We start from the raw sequence: 15,793 nt of genomic DNA, 5'->3' as shown, positions 1-15,793 counted from the left end.
AATGAGCGAGCCCGTCATACGCCTGCGCGGCGTGCGCGCCGACCTGGGTTCACGCCCCGTCCTGCGCGGCATCGACCTGACCGTGCACCGCGGTGAGGTCGTCGCGCTGCTCGGCGCGAACGGATCGGGCAAGTCGACGGCGGTCCGCAGCATCATCGGCCAGGTGCCGGCGAGCGCCGGCGAGATCGAGCTGTTCGGCACCCCGCGCCGCGGCTTCCGCGACTGGCGGCGCATCGGCTACGTGCCGCAGCGCACCACCGCCGCGGGCGGCGTGCCCGCCACGGTGACCGAGGTGGTCTCCTCCGGCCGGCTCTCCCGGGCCCGCTTCGGCGTCCTGCGCAAGGCCGACCACGAGGCCGTACGACGCGCCCTGGAACTGGTCGGCATGGCGGACCGGGCCAAGGACTCCGTCAACGCGCTCTCCGGCGGCCAGCACCAGCGGGTGCTGATCGCCCGCGCCCTCGCCTCCGAGCCCGAACTGCTGATCATGGACGAGCCGATGGCGGGCGTCGACCTGGCGAGCCAGGAGGTGCTCGCGCGGACCCTGGAGGGACAGGTGGCCGCCGGCGCGACCGTACTGCTGGTGCTGCACGAACTCGGGCCCCTGGAGCCGCTGATCGACCGGGCGGTGGTGCTGCGCGACGGCTGTGTCCTGCACGACGGGCCACCCCCGAGGGCCGTGGGCCAGCACGCCCTGCCCGGCCACGACCATGTGCACCCGCACGACACGGCGGGCGCCGAACCGATCCGTACGGGACTGCTGAGCTGATGGACTTCCTGAACTACGCCTTCATGCAGCGGGCCCTGCTCGCGGCCGTCCTGGTCGGCATCACCGCGCCCGCCGTCGGGATCTACCTCGTGCAGCGCCGCCAGGCCCTGATGGGCGACGGCATCGGCCATGTGGCCATGACCGGCGTCGGCCTCGGCTTCCTGCTGTCCACGTCCCCGGTGTGGATGGCGACCGCCGTCTCGGTCCTCGGCTCGATCCTGATGGAGCTGATCCGCTGGTACGGCAGGACGCGCGGCGACATCGCCCTCGCGATGCTGTTCTACGGCGGCATGGCGGGCGGCGTGATGTTCATCAATCTCGCGCCGGGCGGCTCCAACGCCAACCTGACGTCGTACCTGTTCGGATCCCTGTCCACGGTCTCGCCGTCGGACGTCGTCGCGATCTGTCTGCTCGCCGCCTTCGTCGTCCTGGTCACCCTCGGTCTGCGCCGCCAGCTCTTCGCGGTCAGCCAGGACGAGGAGTTCGCCCGGGTGACGGGCCTGCCGGTGCGGGCGCTGAACCTGCTGACCGCCGTCACGGCGGCCGTGACCGTGACGGTCGCGATGCGCGTGGTCGGTCTGCTGCTGGTGTCCGCCCTGATGGTGGTCCCGGTGGCGGCGGCACAGCAGCTCGGGCGCAGCTTCGCGGCGACCTTCGCCATCGCGATCGCCATCGGCGTGACCGTGACCCTCGGCGGCACGATCACCTCGTACTACCAGGACGTGCCGCCCGGCGCGACGATCGTGCTGCTGACGATCGCCGCGTTCATCGCGCTCACCGCTCTGGCGACTCCGCTCGCCCGGCGACGCGCGCGGGCACTCGCCGCCGCGCGGTCCGCATCCGACCCACTGGAGTGTGTGATTCCGGCCAACCAGGAGGCGACCGACGAGGTCGGAGTCTGACCGCTCACGGCCCGGACTGGCACAATGGGCCCGGCAGGGCGCAGACGTGAGCCGTGAGAGAGCCGAAGGGGCGCGCCGGTACCGGCTCGAAGCGCCCCGCAGGCGAGCAAGCCATCAAGGAGGAGGCAACGGTGACGACCGCCGGCCAGCCTGTACGGGGACGATCCACCCGCCAGCGTGCCGCCGTGGCTGCGGCACTCGACGAGGTCGAGGAGTTCCGCAGCGCGCAGGAACTCCACGACATGCTCAAGCACAAGGGCGACTCGGTGGGCCTGACGACGGTCTACCGCACGCTGCAGTCCCTTGCCGACGCGGGTGAGGTCGACGTCCTGCGCACGTCCGACGGCGAGTCCGTCTACCGCCGTTGCTCGACGGGCGAACACCACCACCACCTGGTCTGCCGCATCTGCGGCAAGGCCGTCGAGGTCGAGGGCCCGGCGGTGGAGAAGTGGGCCGAGGCCATCGCCGCGGAGCACGGCTATGTCAACGTCGCCCACACGGTGGAGATCTTCGGCACCTGCGCGGACTGCAGCACGGACTGAGCCGAGAGGCCGGGGCCCGCTGCGGACCCCGGCTCCCGCCGGTTCTCAGACCCCGGACCGGCTGGTGATATGAACCGATGCCGACGTGCTGCTGGTCGGCATCGGCCTGCGGACCGTGCTGAACAGCCGGGCCAGCACGGCCGAGCGTCCCTGGTCCCCCGTGTTCGGCGCGATGGCGGCGACCCCGACGTGGAGCCACTGCTCCCACTCCGGCCGATCGGCCGGGTCCAGGCGCCCATGGGCTTCGGCCATGTCCAGGATCCTGGTGCCTATCTCGGTCGCCATCGAGCCCCCGTGGAAGCGGAAGCGGCTGCCGACGACGCCGAGATGGCACACGTTCACCTGCCCGCCGGCCAGGGCGAGGGAGATGTTGAGAAAGGTCTCGACACCGAAGTCCCGCGGCAGCGGGGCGGTGCGCAGAAGACGGGTGCGGACGGCGCGGTACCCCGTGAGGGCGTTGGCCCCGTGGAAGCCGACCTCCGGGAAGAATCGGGCGGTGAGCGGCTCGTAGATGGTGAACGTGGACGCCAGGATGGTGCCCGGATAGTCGTACTCGTAGTCACCGACCACATGGTCCGCCGTGCCACCGGCCGCGGTCTCGCGGAGCACCGCGGCGACGTTCCGGTCCGACGAGGTGAGGTCGGCGTCGAGGAAACACGTCCACTCGCTGTCCACCGACGACACGGCCAGTTGCATGGCCGCGCCCTTGCCGAGCGGACCGCTGAGCACCTCCGCACCGGCCTCGCGTGCCCGCCGGGCCGTGTCGTCGGTCGACCCGCTGTCCACCACCAGCACACGGTCGCCGGGCTGTGCGGCCTCGAGGGCCTGGCCGACGATCGTGGCGACCGTGGCCTCCTCGTTGTGCGCAGGAATCACGAAAGCGAACACACGGAACTCCCGTAGGATCGAGCGGTCGCTCACGATCTTAATCGCACACGCGCACGGCCCGTTCCCGTGGCTCCCACCCCGAGGCAGCGCTCCGACGCCGCCGACGACCCGCCCCGTCCGCGTTACGAGGAGGCCGGCCGGCCCTGCATGTCCCGTTCCATGGCGAGCAGTTCCTCGTTCGGGACCGCCCCGCCGAAGCGGCGGTCGCGGGAGGCGAACTCCATGCACGCCCGCCACAGGTCACGGCGGTCGAAATCCGGCCACAGCACGTCCTGGAAGACCATCTCGGCGTACGCGCTCTGCCAGATCAGGTAGTTGGAGGTGCGCTGCTCACCGCTCGGCCGCAGGAACAGGTCCACATCCGGCATGTCCGGGTAGTAGAGGTACTTCGTGAGGGTCTTCTCCGTGATCTTCGCGGGGTCGAGCCGGCCCGCCTTCACATCCTCGGCCATGGCCTGCGCCGCGTCCGCGATCTCGGCACGACCGCCGTAGTTCATGCAGAAGTACAGCGTGAGCCGGTCGTTGTCCTTGGTCTGCTCCTGCGCGATCTGGAGCTCCTTGGCCACCGACTTCCACAGCTTCGGCATCCGGCCCACCCAGCGCACCCGGATGCCTAGTGCGTCGAGCTGGTCGCGGGTCTTGCGGATGAAGTCACGGTTGAAGTTCATGAGGAAGCGCACCTCGTCCGGCGAGCGCTTCCAGTTCTCGGTCGAGAACGCGTACAGCGAGATGCTCCCGACACCCATCTCGATCGCGCCCTGCAGCACGTCCAGCACCCGCTCGGCGCCGACCTTGTGCCCCTCGGTGCGCGGCAGCCCGCGCTCCTTGGCCCAGCGGCCGTTCCCGTCCATCACGATCGCCACATGGGAGGGGACCAGCTCGCCCGGAAGCTTCGGCGGACGAGCCCCGGACGGGTGCGGCTCCGGCGTCCGGTACTCGCGGCGCTGACGCCCCAGGAACCCGCGTACGGCCATGTGCTTCTCGCTCCTCGATCTGCTGTCGCTGTGACTGTCTACTGTTCCACGTATCGAAGGGAGCGCAGTCCGCGCTCCAGGTGCCAGTGCAGATACGCCGACACCAGCCCGCTGCCCTCCCGGACGTACCGCGGCTCGCACGCGTCCGCGGTCTCCCAGTCTCCCGTCAGCAGCGCGCCGAGCAGTTCCAGGGCACCGGGTGAGGGTACGACGCTGCCGGGCACCCGGCAGTCGGCGCACACGACGCCGCCCGAGGCCACCGAGAAGAAACGGTTCGGACCGGACATACCGCACTTCGCGCAGTCGCTGAAGCTGGGTGCGTAGCCGTTGACGGCGAGGGAGCGCAGCAGGAAGGCGTCCAGGACCAGATGCGGGGCGTGCTCACCCCGGGCGAGGGTGCGCAGGCCCCCGACGAGCAGCAGATACTGCTGGACCGCCGGCTCCCCCTCGTGATCGGTGAACCGCTCGGCGGTCTCCAGCATCGCGGTCCCGGCGGTGTAGCGCGCGTAGTCCGCGACGATCCCGCTCCCGTACGGAGCGATGGTCTCGCTCTGGGTGCACAGCGGCAGGCCGCGCCCCACCAGCTCACTGCCGCGCGCGAAGAACTGCACGTCCACATGCGAGAAGGGCTCCAGCCGGGCCCCGAACTTCGACTTGGTACGGCGCACGCCGCGAGCCACAGCCCGCACCCGTCCGTGACCGCGCGTGAGCAGCGTGATGATCCGGTCCGCCTCACCCAGCTTCTGGGTGCGCAGCACGATGCCGTCGTCGCGGAACAGACTCATGGGCCCCATTCTCGCCTACGGGGGACGGGCCCCGGGCTCCCCGGTCCGTTTCCGTACGGGGCACCGGCCCGTCACGGCACCTCGCCACGGCTGCGGGCATTGGCGTACGCGGTCGCGGCGCGCAGTCGCTCCGCCGGGGTCGCGGGGCGCACGGCCTCCGGCTCCACGTCCCACTCCTTGCCCCCGCCGTACGGTCTCAACTGGACATACGGTCCCTCGTGCCCCATCACCACGCCCACCCTCCCGCTGCGGACGTCCACGGCGTACGAACCGATCGGCGGCTTCATCCCCCCTCCGGAGCCCGCTGGGTCCGTGGGACCGCCGGTACTTGCTTCACCGTGCCCTCCGCCTCTTCGACGCGCACGCCGAGTGTCGTCCCCCGAGTGATACGTGCACCGCAGCCACCGTGCTCCCCGCTCCCTCCGATTTTTACCCTTCGCATCTCCATGGTGACGCTCTGCATCTACACTCGACAGGTGTCTGCGCCCTACAAGTGCGGGCAAACGGGGGTTTGTTGAAACGGGGGCCGTCGGCTCACGCCGGGCGGAAGGAGAAACCGGCGGAGCCGAAGGGAAAACTGACGGGCCGCGGGTGCAGCGGGGGCCGACGGGAGTGGAGGCGACGGTTGGCCGGGCAGGGCCCGGCGGCGGTGGCGGTGGCGGTGGCGGTGGCGGTGGCGGTGGCGAATCGATGACCTGGACCGCGTCATCCCTGAGCTCTCCGAACTCGGCTTCCGTCCCATCCAGCCCATGTGCCCTGTGCGCCGCAGCCGGCGATGATCGGAGTATCTGTACCGCGGGCGGCCCGGGATTCCGGGGCTTTCTCTCCCCACAGCTGGAACAGAACTGCCAATCACCGAGCACGGGGGCCGTTCCCGGGTACGGGGACCTGCGTGCGGGTGCGCCCTGCCCCCGATTACGTAAGCCGCCATGAACTGACAGGTGCGAGGATGCTGTCGTGTTCGATGCGGTCGATGCGGTGGACTGGGGCGCCGTGCCGGGCCATCCCGACTGGTATGAACCGGCTCGTGCCGCCCGTGGGCTGCGCGCCCTGGCTGGTGCGGCGAACCCGGTGGAGGCGGCCGAGGCCGGCTCGCTGCTCGGCGGCGGCGGAATTGTCCATGACCACAGCGCCGCGGTGTTCCCGGCGGCTGCGGTCGCGACCCCTCTACTCCTGGACATCGCCCAGCAGGGTCACCCGGCGGCACGCGACACCGCGTTGGGGCTGCTCGATGAGGCCCTGACGTCCTATCCCCACGCCGAGTACACGCGGGTGACGACGCCCTACGGCACAGCGGTCCCGATCTGCTGCGCCATCGCCCATCATCTGCGAGCCCGCACAGCCCTCCTCACCGGACTGGGCAGGCGGGGCAGGGCGCTGCTTGCCGATGCGGCCGAGCACTGGCGCTTCGAGATCCGAGAGTGCGTCGCCGACGGCGACGACACGACAGCCTTCGGGGCCCTGGCAGGCTGTTTCCCGGGCGGTGTGCACGCCGTGGAACTGCACCTCGCCGGTGAGACCACCGTGCTGGACGAGGTTGCCCTCGAATACGCCCTCGTGGAGGGCTCTCTTGAAGCGTGCCTGCGGGTGACGGGAAGGCGTCCAGGCGAACTGCCGCCCGGCGCCGTCCTGTTTCCGGCGGGGTGCGGCGAACGCGCGCACTGACCCAGCTTCATGCCCGAGCCGAAGCCGAGTTCCTGCGGGAGATGGCGGACCACAACCCCCGGCCGGCAGCAGCCGACCCCCGGCGCCTACACCAGCCCATCATTTTGAACACGTTCAAAACTGGGCTAGACTCGGCCCCTCCACTGAGGGGGAGAGGTCTGATGAAGATCGTGATACCCGGAGGAACCGGGCAGGTCGGTACGATCCTGAATCGCGCGTTGACCGCCGCCGGGCACCAGGTCGTGGTGCTGAGCAGGCGACCGGCGCGCCCGGGTGAAGTCCCGTGGGACGGAAAGACCCTGGGTCCGTGGGCCGAGGCACTCGACGGCAGTGACGTCGTGGTGAACCTGGCCGGCCGTAGCGTCAGCTGTCGCTACACCGCCGACAATCTGCAGGCCATGATGGACTCGCGCGTGGACTCCGCCCGAGCCGTGGGCGAGGCGATCGCCGCGGCTGCCCGGCCGCCCCGCGTCTGGCTGCAGATGAGCACGGCCACGATCTACGCCCACCGCTTCGACGCACCCAACGACGAGAAGACCGGTGTCATCGGAGGAGCCGAACCCGGCGTTCCGGGCTACTGGGCCTTCAGCATCGACATCGCCAAGGCCTGGGAGCGGGAGCAGGAGAAGGCCGACACCCCGGGCACCCGCAAGGTCGCCCTGCGCTCCGCGATGGTGATGAGCCCCGACCGAGGGGGCGTCTTCGATGTCCTGCTGTGGCTGACGCGACTCGGTCTAGGCGGACCGGTGGCGGGCGGTGCCCAGTACGTGTCGTGGATCCACGACCATGACTTCGTCCGGGCGGTGGAGTTCCTGGTCGACCGGGACGACATCGACGGACCGGTGAACCTCGCCGCGCCCGCCCCGGTGGCGCAGCGCATGCTCATGCGCTCGATGCGCACCGCCTGGGGTGTCCCGGTGGGCCTGCCCGCGACGAAGTGGATGGCCGAACTCGGCGCCTTGGCGCTGCGCACCGACACCGAACTGCTGCTCAAGAGCCGCCGTGTCGTCCCCGGCCGCCTACTCGAAGCGGGCTTCACCTTCGACCACCCGCACTGGCCGGAAGCCGCCGCCGACCTCGTCCACCGCGTACGCGGGCGCGGCAGCCGCGTGCGAGCATGACGTGAACAGCAGCTTCGCGCTGACGCAGCCTTGCTCCCCGCCCGGCACCCGGACCCGCAACTTGTCTGAGATGTCCGAGTGATGCCTCATTCGGGCACAGCGGCGCCGGCCCACCTGCGACGCCATGACCGCCATGCCCCCCGCGTTCTGTCCCCGGACGTCACCGCACGCCCGGTCCGGTGAGTACGTTGCGCGGGCAGCCGGCGAGATAGCTCGCGAGGTTGTCGTACACCTCCTGGAGGTTGTCCGACCGGGCCGTGTCCGTGTACCAGGCGGTGCCCGGGGTGAGGATCACGTTGTCCAGCGTGCGCAGCAGCTCGGCGTCCTGCGAGGTCATGTCGTCCAGGGCGGCGCCCGCCAGCCGCCCGGTGGTGAGCATCCGGACGAGCGCGGCCTGGTCGAGGAGCGCGCCCCGGCAGGTGTTGACGAGAACGGCGGAGGGCTTGAGTGTGCCGAGGCGCTCGGCGTTCAGCAGTCCGCGCGTGGTTGCGTTCAGGGGGGCGTGCAGCGAGAGGACGTCGCTGCGACGCAGCACCTCGTCGAGCGGCAGCACGGTGATGCCGGGCGCCGCGCGGCCCGTACGGTTGGCGCCGATCACCTCCAGCCCGAACCCGGCCGCGATCCGGGCGACGGCCGTGGCGATACGGCCGGTGCCCACGAGCCCGAGGGTCCTGCCGTGCAGTTCCAGCCCGAGGAACGGCCGGTACAGATGGCTGGCTCCGGCCCGTGTCGCCCGGTCCGCGGCGAGCAGCCGGCGGATCAGGGCCAGCAGCGAGGCGAAGACATGCTCGGCGACGGCCTGCCGGGAGTACGTCGGGCAGTGCGCGACGGTGAGCCCGGCACGGGCGGCGGCATCGAGGTCCACCCCGTCGAAACTCGTGGAGACCATCGTCAGATAGCGCAGCCGGGTGATCCTGCTCAGCAGGCCGGCGGGCAACTGTGTCCATTCCACGACGGCGAGGTCGGCCTCGCACAGCCGGCGCAGGGCGGTCTCGGGCTCCGGGCGGTCGGTGAAGACCTCGAAGTCTCCGAGCGTGGCGAACCTGGCCCGCCACCACTCGGGCAGATAGGTCGGCTCGTCAAGGTAGACGATCTTCATGGGACATCACTCCCCCGTAGCTGCGGCAGTGTCCGCACCGCGTCGCGCAGACCCGCGCAGGCCCTGGCGAACAGGACGGGGTCGCGGGCGAGGGCGATGCGGATGTAGCGGGACCCGAGGTCGCGGTCGTGCCAGTAGAAGTGGTCGCCGGGGACCACGGCTATGCCGAGGCCACCGAGCAGTTCGACGACCTCCAGGCTGCTCGGCGACTCGGCCGCGATACGGATCCACTCGACGCTGATGGTGCGTTCCGCTGCGCCGGGCTCCAGCACGGAGCCGTCGAGGGCCCGGTGGAGGGCCCGGCGGTTGATCCGGATCAGCCGGCGCACCGAGGCGTCCAGACCGCGCCGCGCCGAGTCGTCGAGATACGCGGTGAGGAAGGTGAGGACGAACGGACTGACGTTCAGCAGCACGTCGTTGTGGAGTTCCACGAGGCCCTCGTGGACGTCGGCGCTCGTTGCGAGGATGCTGCACTTGACGTCGAGGGTGGGCCAGGTCTTGCCGGTGTCCTCGATGCAGAGGTAGCTCACCCCGGAGCGGTCCAGCACCGCGTACTGGTCCCAGAGTTCGCCCCGGCCGAAGAAGCGGAACGTCCAGTCGATCACCAGCAGGGTGCCGGTGGCGGCGCAGACGTCGACGACCCGCCGGAAGTCCGCGGCGTCCAGGGTGAAGCCGGTGGGGTTGTTGGGCAGCGTGAGGAAGAGCGCCCCGGGCGCGTCGGCCCCCGCCAGCAGCCGGGCCAGATGCGGTCCGGTCACCGACTCCTCGGAGACGGGGGTGAGCGCGACGCCGCGGCGTACGAGGAGGGCGGCCAGGTTGTCGAAGCACGGCTGCAACAGGCCCGCCCTGATTCCCGCGTTCGCGAGGAAGGCCCCGACCAGGTCGATCGAGAGGGAGGCGGAGTAGCACAGCAGCGCATGTGGGTGGCGGATCGCGGAGTGCTGCCCGGCCAGCCGGTAGAACGTCTCCTTGAAGACGTCCTCGACGTCCTGCTGCCGGCTCAGTTCGCTTTTCTCATAGAGGTCCGGCAGGCGCCGGGTGATCTCACGTTGTGCCGCGTCCCCGCGTTGATGGGCGTGACCGTCGGCGAGATTGACTTCACGATCGAATGCGATCCGCTCGTACTGAGTCAGATTCGGCAGCCGGGTCGGTTGCGTCATGGGTTCCCCCTCCGTTCTCAACAGCCACCGGTTCTTGTCCGCTGTCGTCCTTCTCGGTGCCGTGCAGCCGAATGAGCAGATCGTGCACCACGAGGGCCGCGGTGAGGAATTGCCAGAGATCCGGACGTGCGATGAGTACCGTGGACAGGCCGAGAGCTAGTGTTCCGGTGACGATTTGACGCCGCCTTTTCCGCGACCTGAACAACCGGAACTTCGCGACTGTCATGGCCGCTCCTCCTCCCCCGTTTCCTCCACGATACGGAGACCGGCACGGTGCGGCAACGGCCGTCTGTACCGACGGAGCAGCGGCCGATAGTCTGGGTAACTCCCGGGCGCGGTCATCGCGTTCACCGGTTGCGCTGAGGTAGCGATCATGGTCTCAAGCCAGCGTCACGTTGAGTTCGAGACAGTTCTGCGGGATCTTCTCGACAGCCCGGCGATATCCGGAGGCAGAAAAAAGTTGGCGCGCGCGCTCGGCGTGAACGAGGCGACGATCTCCCACTATCTCAACGGCCGGATCAGGCCCAGCTTCGAGACTCTCGTGCGTATCGCCGACCACTTCAATGTCAGCCTGGACTATCTGGTGTTCGGCGAGCGCCCCCGGGCTCAGGCGGAGGACGACCCGGCCGGTGTGCGGGCGCAGATCCGCAGGGCGGTCGTGGAGGCCAGTGACGCGAGCGGGCGCCATCTGGACATGGTCACGCGGATCAGCCGCCGGCTGCAGGCGAAGATCGACGAAACGGCCCGGGCGCTCATCGAACAGGGTGAGAACCAGGGCCCGGTCGGCTTTGTGACGGACGCCGAGGCGATCGGTATGGAGGCGTGTGTGCGCGGCATGCGCATCATGACGCGGCTGTTCCAGTCCGATGTCAACGAGGGGGAACCGGGCGCGTTCATGGATGTGGTGATCCACAATCTGAAGCTGGGCCGTCCGTATCAGTATCTGCTCTACGGAGAGGGCGACTCCTGGCGGCCGTCGGTCGAGAAATTCCGGGAACTCGTCACCCACAGTGGAGTACCCGTCGAGCTGTCACGCGAGAATCTGCAGTTCCGCTGGCTGTCCCAGGAACTGGTCAGTTCCGTCTGCATCCTCGACCTGGATCTCCCCCTGATCAAACGCCAGGAGCCCATCCTGTGGGAACGGCACCAGGACAACATCTCATCCGAGGGTATCTGGGCCTATTTGTCGATCGAGCGTCCCGACGCCCAGGGCGGGGTGACCATAGAGCCCGTCTACCTGCGGTCGACGCTTCGTCAATTCAGCCGGGACTGGTCGGCCGCGAAACCCATATGAGTCACGCAGACCACACACGTCGGTGTTGGTATAGTGACGCGCTCAGGAAGGCCCAGGTCGACGTGGACTGAGTGGACACCAGATGAGTCAGGCAGCAGAAGAGCCGAGGAACACCGTGCACGACGGGAACGGCCGCGCCGGAGATTCCGGTGCCTCATTCGTACCGGCCGACTTCACCGTCCCCCGTGGTTTCAGGGATGCGACCTTCCATTTGGTTCCGCTCGGCCCGGAGCACAATGACCGTGACTACCGGGCCTGGACGTCGAGCATGGATCACATTCAGCGGACCCCGGGCTTCGAACGGTACGGCTGGCCCGTGCCGATGTCGCCCGAGGAGAACCTGCGGGATCTGCGCAGACACCGCGAGGACTTCGAGCACCGTGTCGGCTTCACCTACTCCGTTCTGATCGGCGACGACGTCATCGGCTGCGTCTACATCTATCCGGCCGGCCGGCCGGGCCACGCCACCGTCCGCTCATGGGTGCGCGAGGATCACGCCGCACTGGACGAGCCGCTGTACGAGCTGGTCAGCGCATGGCTGCGGCAGAGCTGGCCGTTCCATGACTTCAGCTACTCCCCGCGGACCAAGGAGCACGACCTCGCCGCCCGCTGACGGCTCGTCTCCCGGTCCGCGAGGGGAGCACCGGACCGCCTCGATCAGGCGGAGAGGTCCTGGGTGGCCTCCCACAGCCGGTTGAAGCGCTTCATCCGGTGTTCGACGAGAGCGGCCCGGGCGTTGAGGGTGGTCTTGGCATTGACCTTCTTCGTGTCCTGGTCGATCTCGTAGGTGAGTTCGTTGTCGAAGATGATGAAGTCGCTGTGCGTACCCAGCTGCACCCGGTGCGGCAGCTGGGACAGGGCCACCACACGGGCGTCGATGCCCAGTGAACGCTGGCTCTCGCACAGTTCCGTCAGCTTGCCGTCGATCTCCTGCTCGGTGTCGACGATGAACAGCCGCCTGATCTTCACCCCGCGCAGGATCGCGTCGCTCTGCGCCTCCAGATAGCGGCTGGCGGGCTCGCTGTTCCAGAAGTCCCGGTCGACGGAGGTGCTGGTGGCGTCGAGGGTCTTCTTGATGCACCGGGTGAGGTCGATGAGCCAGTCCTGGTTCTCCCCCAGGCAGTCGGCGATGTTGTTGCTCAGGTTCTCCAGCAACTGGGCGAGCCGGTCGATCTCCTCGCTGGCGAAGGTCTTCACCAGCTCGTTGTTCAGCAGTCCCGCCTTGGTGGCGCTGCGGGCGAGCTTGGTCACCCCGTCGGAGCGCAGTACCGAACGGTCCACCTGGCTGAAGAGTTCCGTCGCCTCGCTGATACGGGCGAAGCGGTCGTCGACCAGGTCCGTCATCTCCCGGCGGTGATCGCTGAGATGCCCGTGCACCTCGCGGTGGTGCTCCGACAGGCTGTCCTTCATCTCCCGGATGCGGGTGCGCTGTCCGTTCTCCATCGCCTCCAGCCGTCGCTCGAAGTCGACCATGTACTGGATGATCAGCGCGGATCCACCGATCACGATGGAGATCGTCAGCTTCCAGACCTCGTCCTGCTTCTGGTTGAGCGCGTTGGTGAGGACGTAGGCGATGATCGACACCACCACGGTGACGAGCGTCTTCAGCAGGAGCGGTGGTACGCGCAGGCCCTCCGGCCGTGGCGTGTTGGTCGTACCTTGCGTAGCGGTCATTCCTTTCCTCCCCCGTCGGATCCTTCAGGAACGCGGGCCGAAGCGGCTCGCGGTCGCTCAGCGTGCGGTGAGTGCCTCCCTGAGCAGCGGGATGGCCTGGAGGGCCAGCTGGTCCCGGATGCGTTGCACCAGTGCCTGCCACTGGCGGCTGAATCCCGGCTCCTCCTCCAGCGCCTCCCACAGCGCGGACAGCGCCCAGTCCAGCCGGGCCCGGGGCATCCACAGATGCAGCAGATGGTCGACGGCGGGGCGCAGTGCCAGGACGGCCAGGGGCCCGTCCGTCGACCCGAAACGGCTGCCGTCGAGCATCCGTACGAGCGTGGTGAGCAGCCAGTCGTGCAGCGCGAGGTCCTCACACAGCCGTACGACGGCGGTCGGCTCGGTGTCCTCGGGGATCCCGAGCCGCGCCGTGCGCAGCTCGTCGTCGACGACCGTGAAGTGGATGAAGGGGGCCTGGCCGTCCGGGACGGGCAGGGCCGCCCAGCGCAGCCGGGTACGGCGGCTCTTGAACGGGCTCTTCTGGTCCAGCAGCGGGTGCCGCAGCAGCCTGGTCAGCAGCCCCTCGGCGATCAGGCCCGGGTCGAGTTCCCCGGGCCGGCCGCCCTTGAGGATCCCGTCGGCGACCGCCTGCGCGGGCAGCTTCCCGAGGGGTTCCACCACCCCCGGGCGCACCAGGTAGTAGCCCCACGGCTGCCGCTGGTCGGGTCCCGTCACGGGGACGCTGAAGGACGAGCCGGCCTGCAGGACCCGGCCCTCGGTGAGCGCCGCCCGGGCGACCACCGTGCCGACGGCGCGCACCTTGGCGCCGCCCGCGGCGGGCAGCGGGCAGTCGACGCCCACGAGGGTGTCCGGTGAGAGGGCGTACAGGTTGGGGCGTTCGGAGACGAGGACGCGTTCGTCGGCCCTCAGCCGCAGCACATGGCCGGACGCCCGGAGATCCAGTGCCTGGGACGTCGGCAGCAGACACGTGCGCACTTCGCCGCAGGCGAGTGTCGTGGACCTCGCCTGTCCCGGGATCCCCATGTCACCACCCCGGGTAGAAGACGTAGGAGACCCGGTCCGCCACGGAGTCGGGCACCGCGACGCCCTCGTCCGCCGAGCGCGACGCGACCTTCCGCAGCGCGCCCGCGTCCACCTCGGTCTGGTCGAGGATGACGCGCACGGCGTGTTCGACGGGGAGGAACCGTGACGGCAGCACGGAGCAGGTGCGGTAGGCGTTGAAGGGGGCGGCGGAGGGGTTGAGCTGGAGCAGTGGCGCCAGCTGGTCCCACTCGGTGGGGAAGCCGCCCGAGGTGTGGGCGCGCGGGACGAACACGGGTTCGCCCTCGTTGCGCAGCAGGCCGAGGCGGGTCAGCTGCCAGACCGCGGCGAGGAAGGGGCAGGACCAGGTGCGGTGCCCGTCCTGGTCGTCCCACAGTTCGACGTCCAGGAACACGGAGTGCCGGTGGGCGGCGGTCTCCTGGGGAGGCTGCCAGGCTCCGGACCGCTTCATCGCCTGGGCGCGCTGGGCGGGGGTGCGCACCCCGTTGGCGAGCCAGCCGGTCTGGCCGACGGGCGGGCGCAGGCCGTAGCTGCCGGGCGGCGGGGACTCGACCAGCCGGCCGGCGACCGATTCCGCGAGCGGCACCTTGTCCGCCACGGCACAGCCGGACTCCCTGGCCAGGTAGTCGATGACCAGCCCCGCGCGTTCGGCCTCGTCGAGCAGAACCGGCACGACCTCGGCGGGGGTGGAGAAGCGCGTGAAGTAGTCGTCGATGAGGAAGCAGGTGCTGATACGGGGTCGGGAACCGCCCCTGCGGCCGGTTGCCGCTGCCGCGGCACGCGCGGCGGCGTCGGCGCGGGCCGCGTCCGCCCAGGGCCTCACTCGCTCGAAGTGCTGCCGCAGCCGCGCGGGACCGCCCTCGAAGTCCTCCATGTACAGATGCCCCAGCTCCAGGGAGAGATGGGACAGGGCCAGGGAGCGAGTGAGCGGCTCGGCGGTGGTCTCCCGGAACCTGGACTCCGTCACGACACCTCCCAGTGGGCGTCGTCGGTCAGTTTGCGGGCGAGCTGTTCCAGCGCCTCCAGCGTCTCCTTGTTGGCGATCTGGGTGGACAGCACGTCCTCCTCGGTGATCAGCTGCTCACGCCATTGCAGGACGGGTTCCAGCGGAATGGTCCCGAGGACGACGCTGTCCCCGATCTTCCGGTCGGAGGCGAGGTGCCGCAGATGGTCGTCGCACCGCTGCATCCAGACGGACTGGGCGGGCGACACCTGGGACCACAGCGCGGACTCGGGGTCGGGCACCGCGGCCCGCACGAAGCGGATCGACCGGCGCAGCGCCTCCTTGTCGTGGAGGCCGGCCGCCGCACCGTTGAGGATGCCGTGTTCGCCGAAGACCAGTCCCGACGCCGCGAGCACGTGCTGCCGGGTCCAGCGGTGGAAGACCAGCCAGCGGGCCTGGACGCCGCGCAGTTCGGGCTGTGCCGTCGCCTCCAGCACCATGTCCATGGCGTAGCTGCGTCCGGCGCTGAGGTCCACGATGATGACGTCGAACTCGCTGTTGAGGCGCAGCAGCAGATCGACACAGCGGCGCAGGGTGTCCTGGTCGGTGGCGAACTCTCCGCCGCTCGCGTCGCCCGGCAGCAGGACCAGCCGGCCGGAGCCGTTGGGCCGGTTGCGCAGCACCGGGTGCAGGGTGTGGGCCCAGATGTCGACGCGGGCGGGTTCGACCGTGCCGGCCTCCAGATAGGTGTGCAGACCGCCCTGGTCGATGCCCAGCTCTCCGGGGACGTCGAAGACGGCGGCGGCCGTGGGCGAGCCGAAGTCGAAGTCGACGTAGCACACGTCGTCACCGGCGAGCGCGCGTTGGTAGGCGAGGTTCGCGCTGGTCACGGAGCGGCCCGTGCCTCCCTTGTCGGAGGCGGCGAAGACGAGCACG

Annotated in this window: 18 protein-coding genes; 7 read left to right on the top strand and 11 right to left on the bottom strand. The window is 69.7% G+C overall.

Going from position 1 to position 15,793, the window contains the following annotated elements:
- Nucleotide 1: 1 nt before the first annotated feature.
- The 3 genes from ACFY2Z_RS37245 to ACFY2Z_RS37235 all read left to right on the top strand — a co-directional run bounded on the left by ACFY2Z_RS37245 (nt 2) and on the right by ACFY2Z_RS37235 (nt 2,213).
- Complete coding sequence (locus ACFY2Z_RS37245; protein ID WP_390748426.1) at nt 2–769, top strand: metal ABC transporter ATP-binding protein; 768 nt, start codon at nt 2–4, stop codon at nt 767–769.
- Nucleotides 769–1,671 (top strand): metal ABC transporter permease, encoded by a 903-nt coding sequence (locus tag ACFY2Z_RS37240; RefSeq protein ID WP_390748425.1) that lies wholly within the window; start codon nt 769–771, stop codon nt 1,669–1,671. The genes ACFY2Z_RS37245 and ACFY2Z_RS37240 overlap by 1 nt, the downstream gene beginning before the upstream one ends.
- Nucleotides 1,672–1,802: 131 nt before the next feature.
- On the top strand, nt 1,803–2,213 hold the full coding sequence (locus tag ACFY2Z_RS37235) for a transcriptional repressor (RefSeq protein ID WP_355919063.1): 411 nt from the start codon (nt 1,803–1,805) through the stop codon (nt 2,211–2,213).
- A 45-nt stretch (nt 2,214–2,258) separates the two neighbouring features.
- Here ACFY2Z_RS37235 and ACFY2Z_RS37230 read toward each other — a convergent pair whose 3' ends face one another.
- The 4 genes from ACFY2Z_RS37230 to ACFY2Z_RS37215 form a co-directional block, all read right to left on the bottom strand.
- Nucleotides 2,259–3,101, bottom strand: coding sequence for a glycosyltransferase family 2 protein (locus ACFY2Z_RS37230; protein WP_390748424.1), 843 nt, complete (start codon nt 3,099–3,101; stop codon nt 2,259–2,261).
- Between the two features lie 122 nt (nt 3,102–3,223).
- Nucleotides 3,224–4,075, bottom strand: coding sequence for an isoprenyl transferase (locus tag ACFY2Z_RS37225; RefSeq protein WP_390748423.1), 852 nt, complete (start codon nt 4,073–4,075; stop codon nt 3,224–3,226).
- A gap of 38 nt (nt 4,076–4,113) precedes the next feature.
- On the bottom strand, nt 4,114–4,860 hold the full coding sequence (recO, locus tag ACFY2Z_RS37220; RefSeq protein WP_390748422.1) for a DNA repair protein RecO: 747 nt from the start codon (nt 4,858–4,860) through the stop codon (nt 4,114–4,116).
- A gap of 71 nt (nt 4,861–4,931) precedes the next feature.
- Nucleotides 4,932–5,147: a hypothetical protein gene (locus ACFY2Z_RS37215; protein WP_311697374.1), complete on the bottom strand. Its 216-nt coding sequence runs from the start codon at nt 5,145–5,147 to the stop codon at nt 4,932–4,934.
- A gap of 670 nt (nt 5,148–5,817) precedes the next feature.
- Here ACFY2Z_RS37215 and ACFY2Z_RS37210 point away from each other — a divergent pair.
- Together ACFY2Z_RS37210 and ACFY2Z_RS37205 are read left to right on the top strand one after the other, a co-directional pair.
- Nucleotides 5,818–6,525 (top strand): hypothetical protein, encoded by a 708-nt coding sequence (locus tag ACFY2Z_RS37210; RefSeq protein WP_390748421.1) that lies wholly within the window; start codon nt 5,818–5,820, stop codon nt 6,523–6,525.
- Nucleotides 6,526–6,686: 161 nt separating this feature from the next.
- Nucleotides 6,687–7,646: a TIGR01777 family oxidoreductase gene (locus ACFY2Z_RS37205; RefSeq protein WP_390748420.1), complete on the top strand. Its 960-nt coding sequence runs from the start codon at nt 6,687–6,689 to the stop codon at nt 7,644–7,646.
- Nucleotides 7,647–7,806: 160 nt separating this feature from the next.
- On the opposite strand, the gene ACFY2Z_RS37200 is transcribed toward ACFY2Z_RS37205, so the two are convergent.
- The 3 genes from ACFY2Z_RS37200 to ACFY2Z_RS37190 are packed head-to-tail and all read right to left on the bottom strand — an operon-like array spanning nt 7,807 to nt 10,131.
- Nucleotides 7,807–8,745 carry a 2-hydroxyacid dehydrogenase gene (locus ACFY2Z_RS37200; protein ID WP_390748419.1) on the bottom strand — a complete coding sequence of 313 codons (939 nt, stop codon included), beginning with the start codon at nt 8,743–8,745 and terminating at the stop codon, nt 7,807–7,809.
- Nucleotides 8,742–9,905, bottom strand: a complete 1,164-nt coding sequence (locus tag ACFY2Z_RS37195; RefSeq protein ID WP_390748418.1) for an aminotransferase class I/II-fold pyridoxal phosphate-dependent enzyme — start codon at nt 9,903–9,905, stop codon at nt 8,742–8,744. Before ACFY2Z_RS37195 ends, ACFY2Z_RS37200 begins: the two co-directional genes overlap by 4 nt.
- Complete coding sequence (locus tag ACFY2Z_RS37190) at nt 9,844–10,131, bottom strand: hypothetical protein (protein WP_390748417.1); 288 nt, start codon at nt 10,129–10,131, stop codon at nt 9,844–9,846. Before ACFY2Z_RS37190 ends, ACFY2Z_RS37195 begins: the two co-directional genes overlap by 62 nt.
- 147 nt (nt 10,132–10,278) lie before the next feature.
- Between ACFY2Z_RS37190 and ACFY2Z_RS37185 the strand changes: the two genes are divergently transcribed.
- On the top strand, nt 10,279–11,199 hold the full coding sequence (locus tag ACFY2Z_RS37185) for a helix-turn-helix domain-containing protein (RefSeq protein ID WP_390748416.1): 921 nt from the start codon (nt 10,279–10,281) through the stop codon (nt 11,197–11,199).
- Between the two features lie 268 nt (nt 11,200–11,467).
- Complete coding sequence (locus tag ACFY2Z_RS37180; protein ID WP_390748415.1) at nt 11,468–11,812, top strand: N-acetyltransferase; 345 nt, start codon at nt 11,468–11,470, stop codon at nt 11,810–11,812.
- Nucleotides 11,813–11,856: 44 nt separating this feature from the next.
- Here ACFY2Z_RS37180 and ACFY2Z_RS37175 read toward each other — a convergent pair whose 3' ends face one another.
- From ACFY2Z_RS37175 to ACFY2Z_RS37160, 4 genes are read right to left on the bottom strand one after another with little or no spacing between them, the layout of a single operon-like run.
- Nucleotides 11,857–12,873, bottom strand: a complete 1,017-nt coding sequence (locus ACFY2Z_RS37175) for a DUF6879 family protein (protein ID WP_355919031.1) — start codon at nt 12,871–12,873, stop codon at nt 11,857–11,859.
- 57 nt (nt 12,874–12,930) lie between these two features.
- Complete coding sequence (locus ACFY2Z_RS37170; RefSeq protein WP_390748414.1) at nt 12,931–13,896, bottom strand: SCO2521 family protein; 966 nt, start codon at nt 13,894–13,896, stop codon at nt 12,931–12,933.
- Between the two features lies 1 nt (nt 13,897).
- Entirely contained in the window at nt 13,898–14,881 is a 984-nt protein-coding gene (locus tag ACFY2Z_RS37165; RefSeq protein ID WP_390748413.1) for an SCO2522 family protein, read from the bottom strand.
- A complete protein-coding gene (locus ACFY2Z_RS37160; protein ID WP_390748412.1) occupies nt 14,878–15,792 on the bottom strand; it encodes an SCO2523 family variant P-loop protein in 915 nt (304 codons plus the stop codon). The genes ACFY2Z_RS37165 and ACFY2Z_RS37160 overlap by 4 nt, the downstream gene beginning before the upstream one ends.
- Nucleotide 15,793: the final 1 nt, after the last annotated feature.

This window comes from Streptomyces sp. NPDC001222, from assembly GCF_042896945.1.
Lineage (GTDB): Bacteria > Actinomycetota > Actinomycetes > Streptomycetales > Streptomycetaceae > Streptomyces > Streptomyces gibsoniae.
The sequence above is the reverse complement of the archived record's forward strand: the minus strand, read 5'-3'. Positions and strand labels throughout refer to the sequence as shown.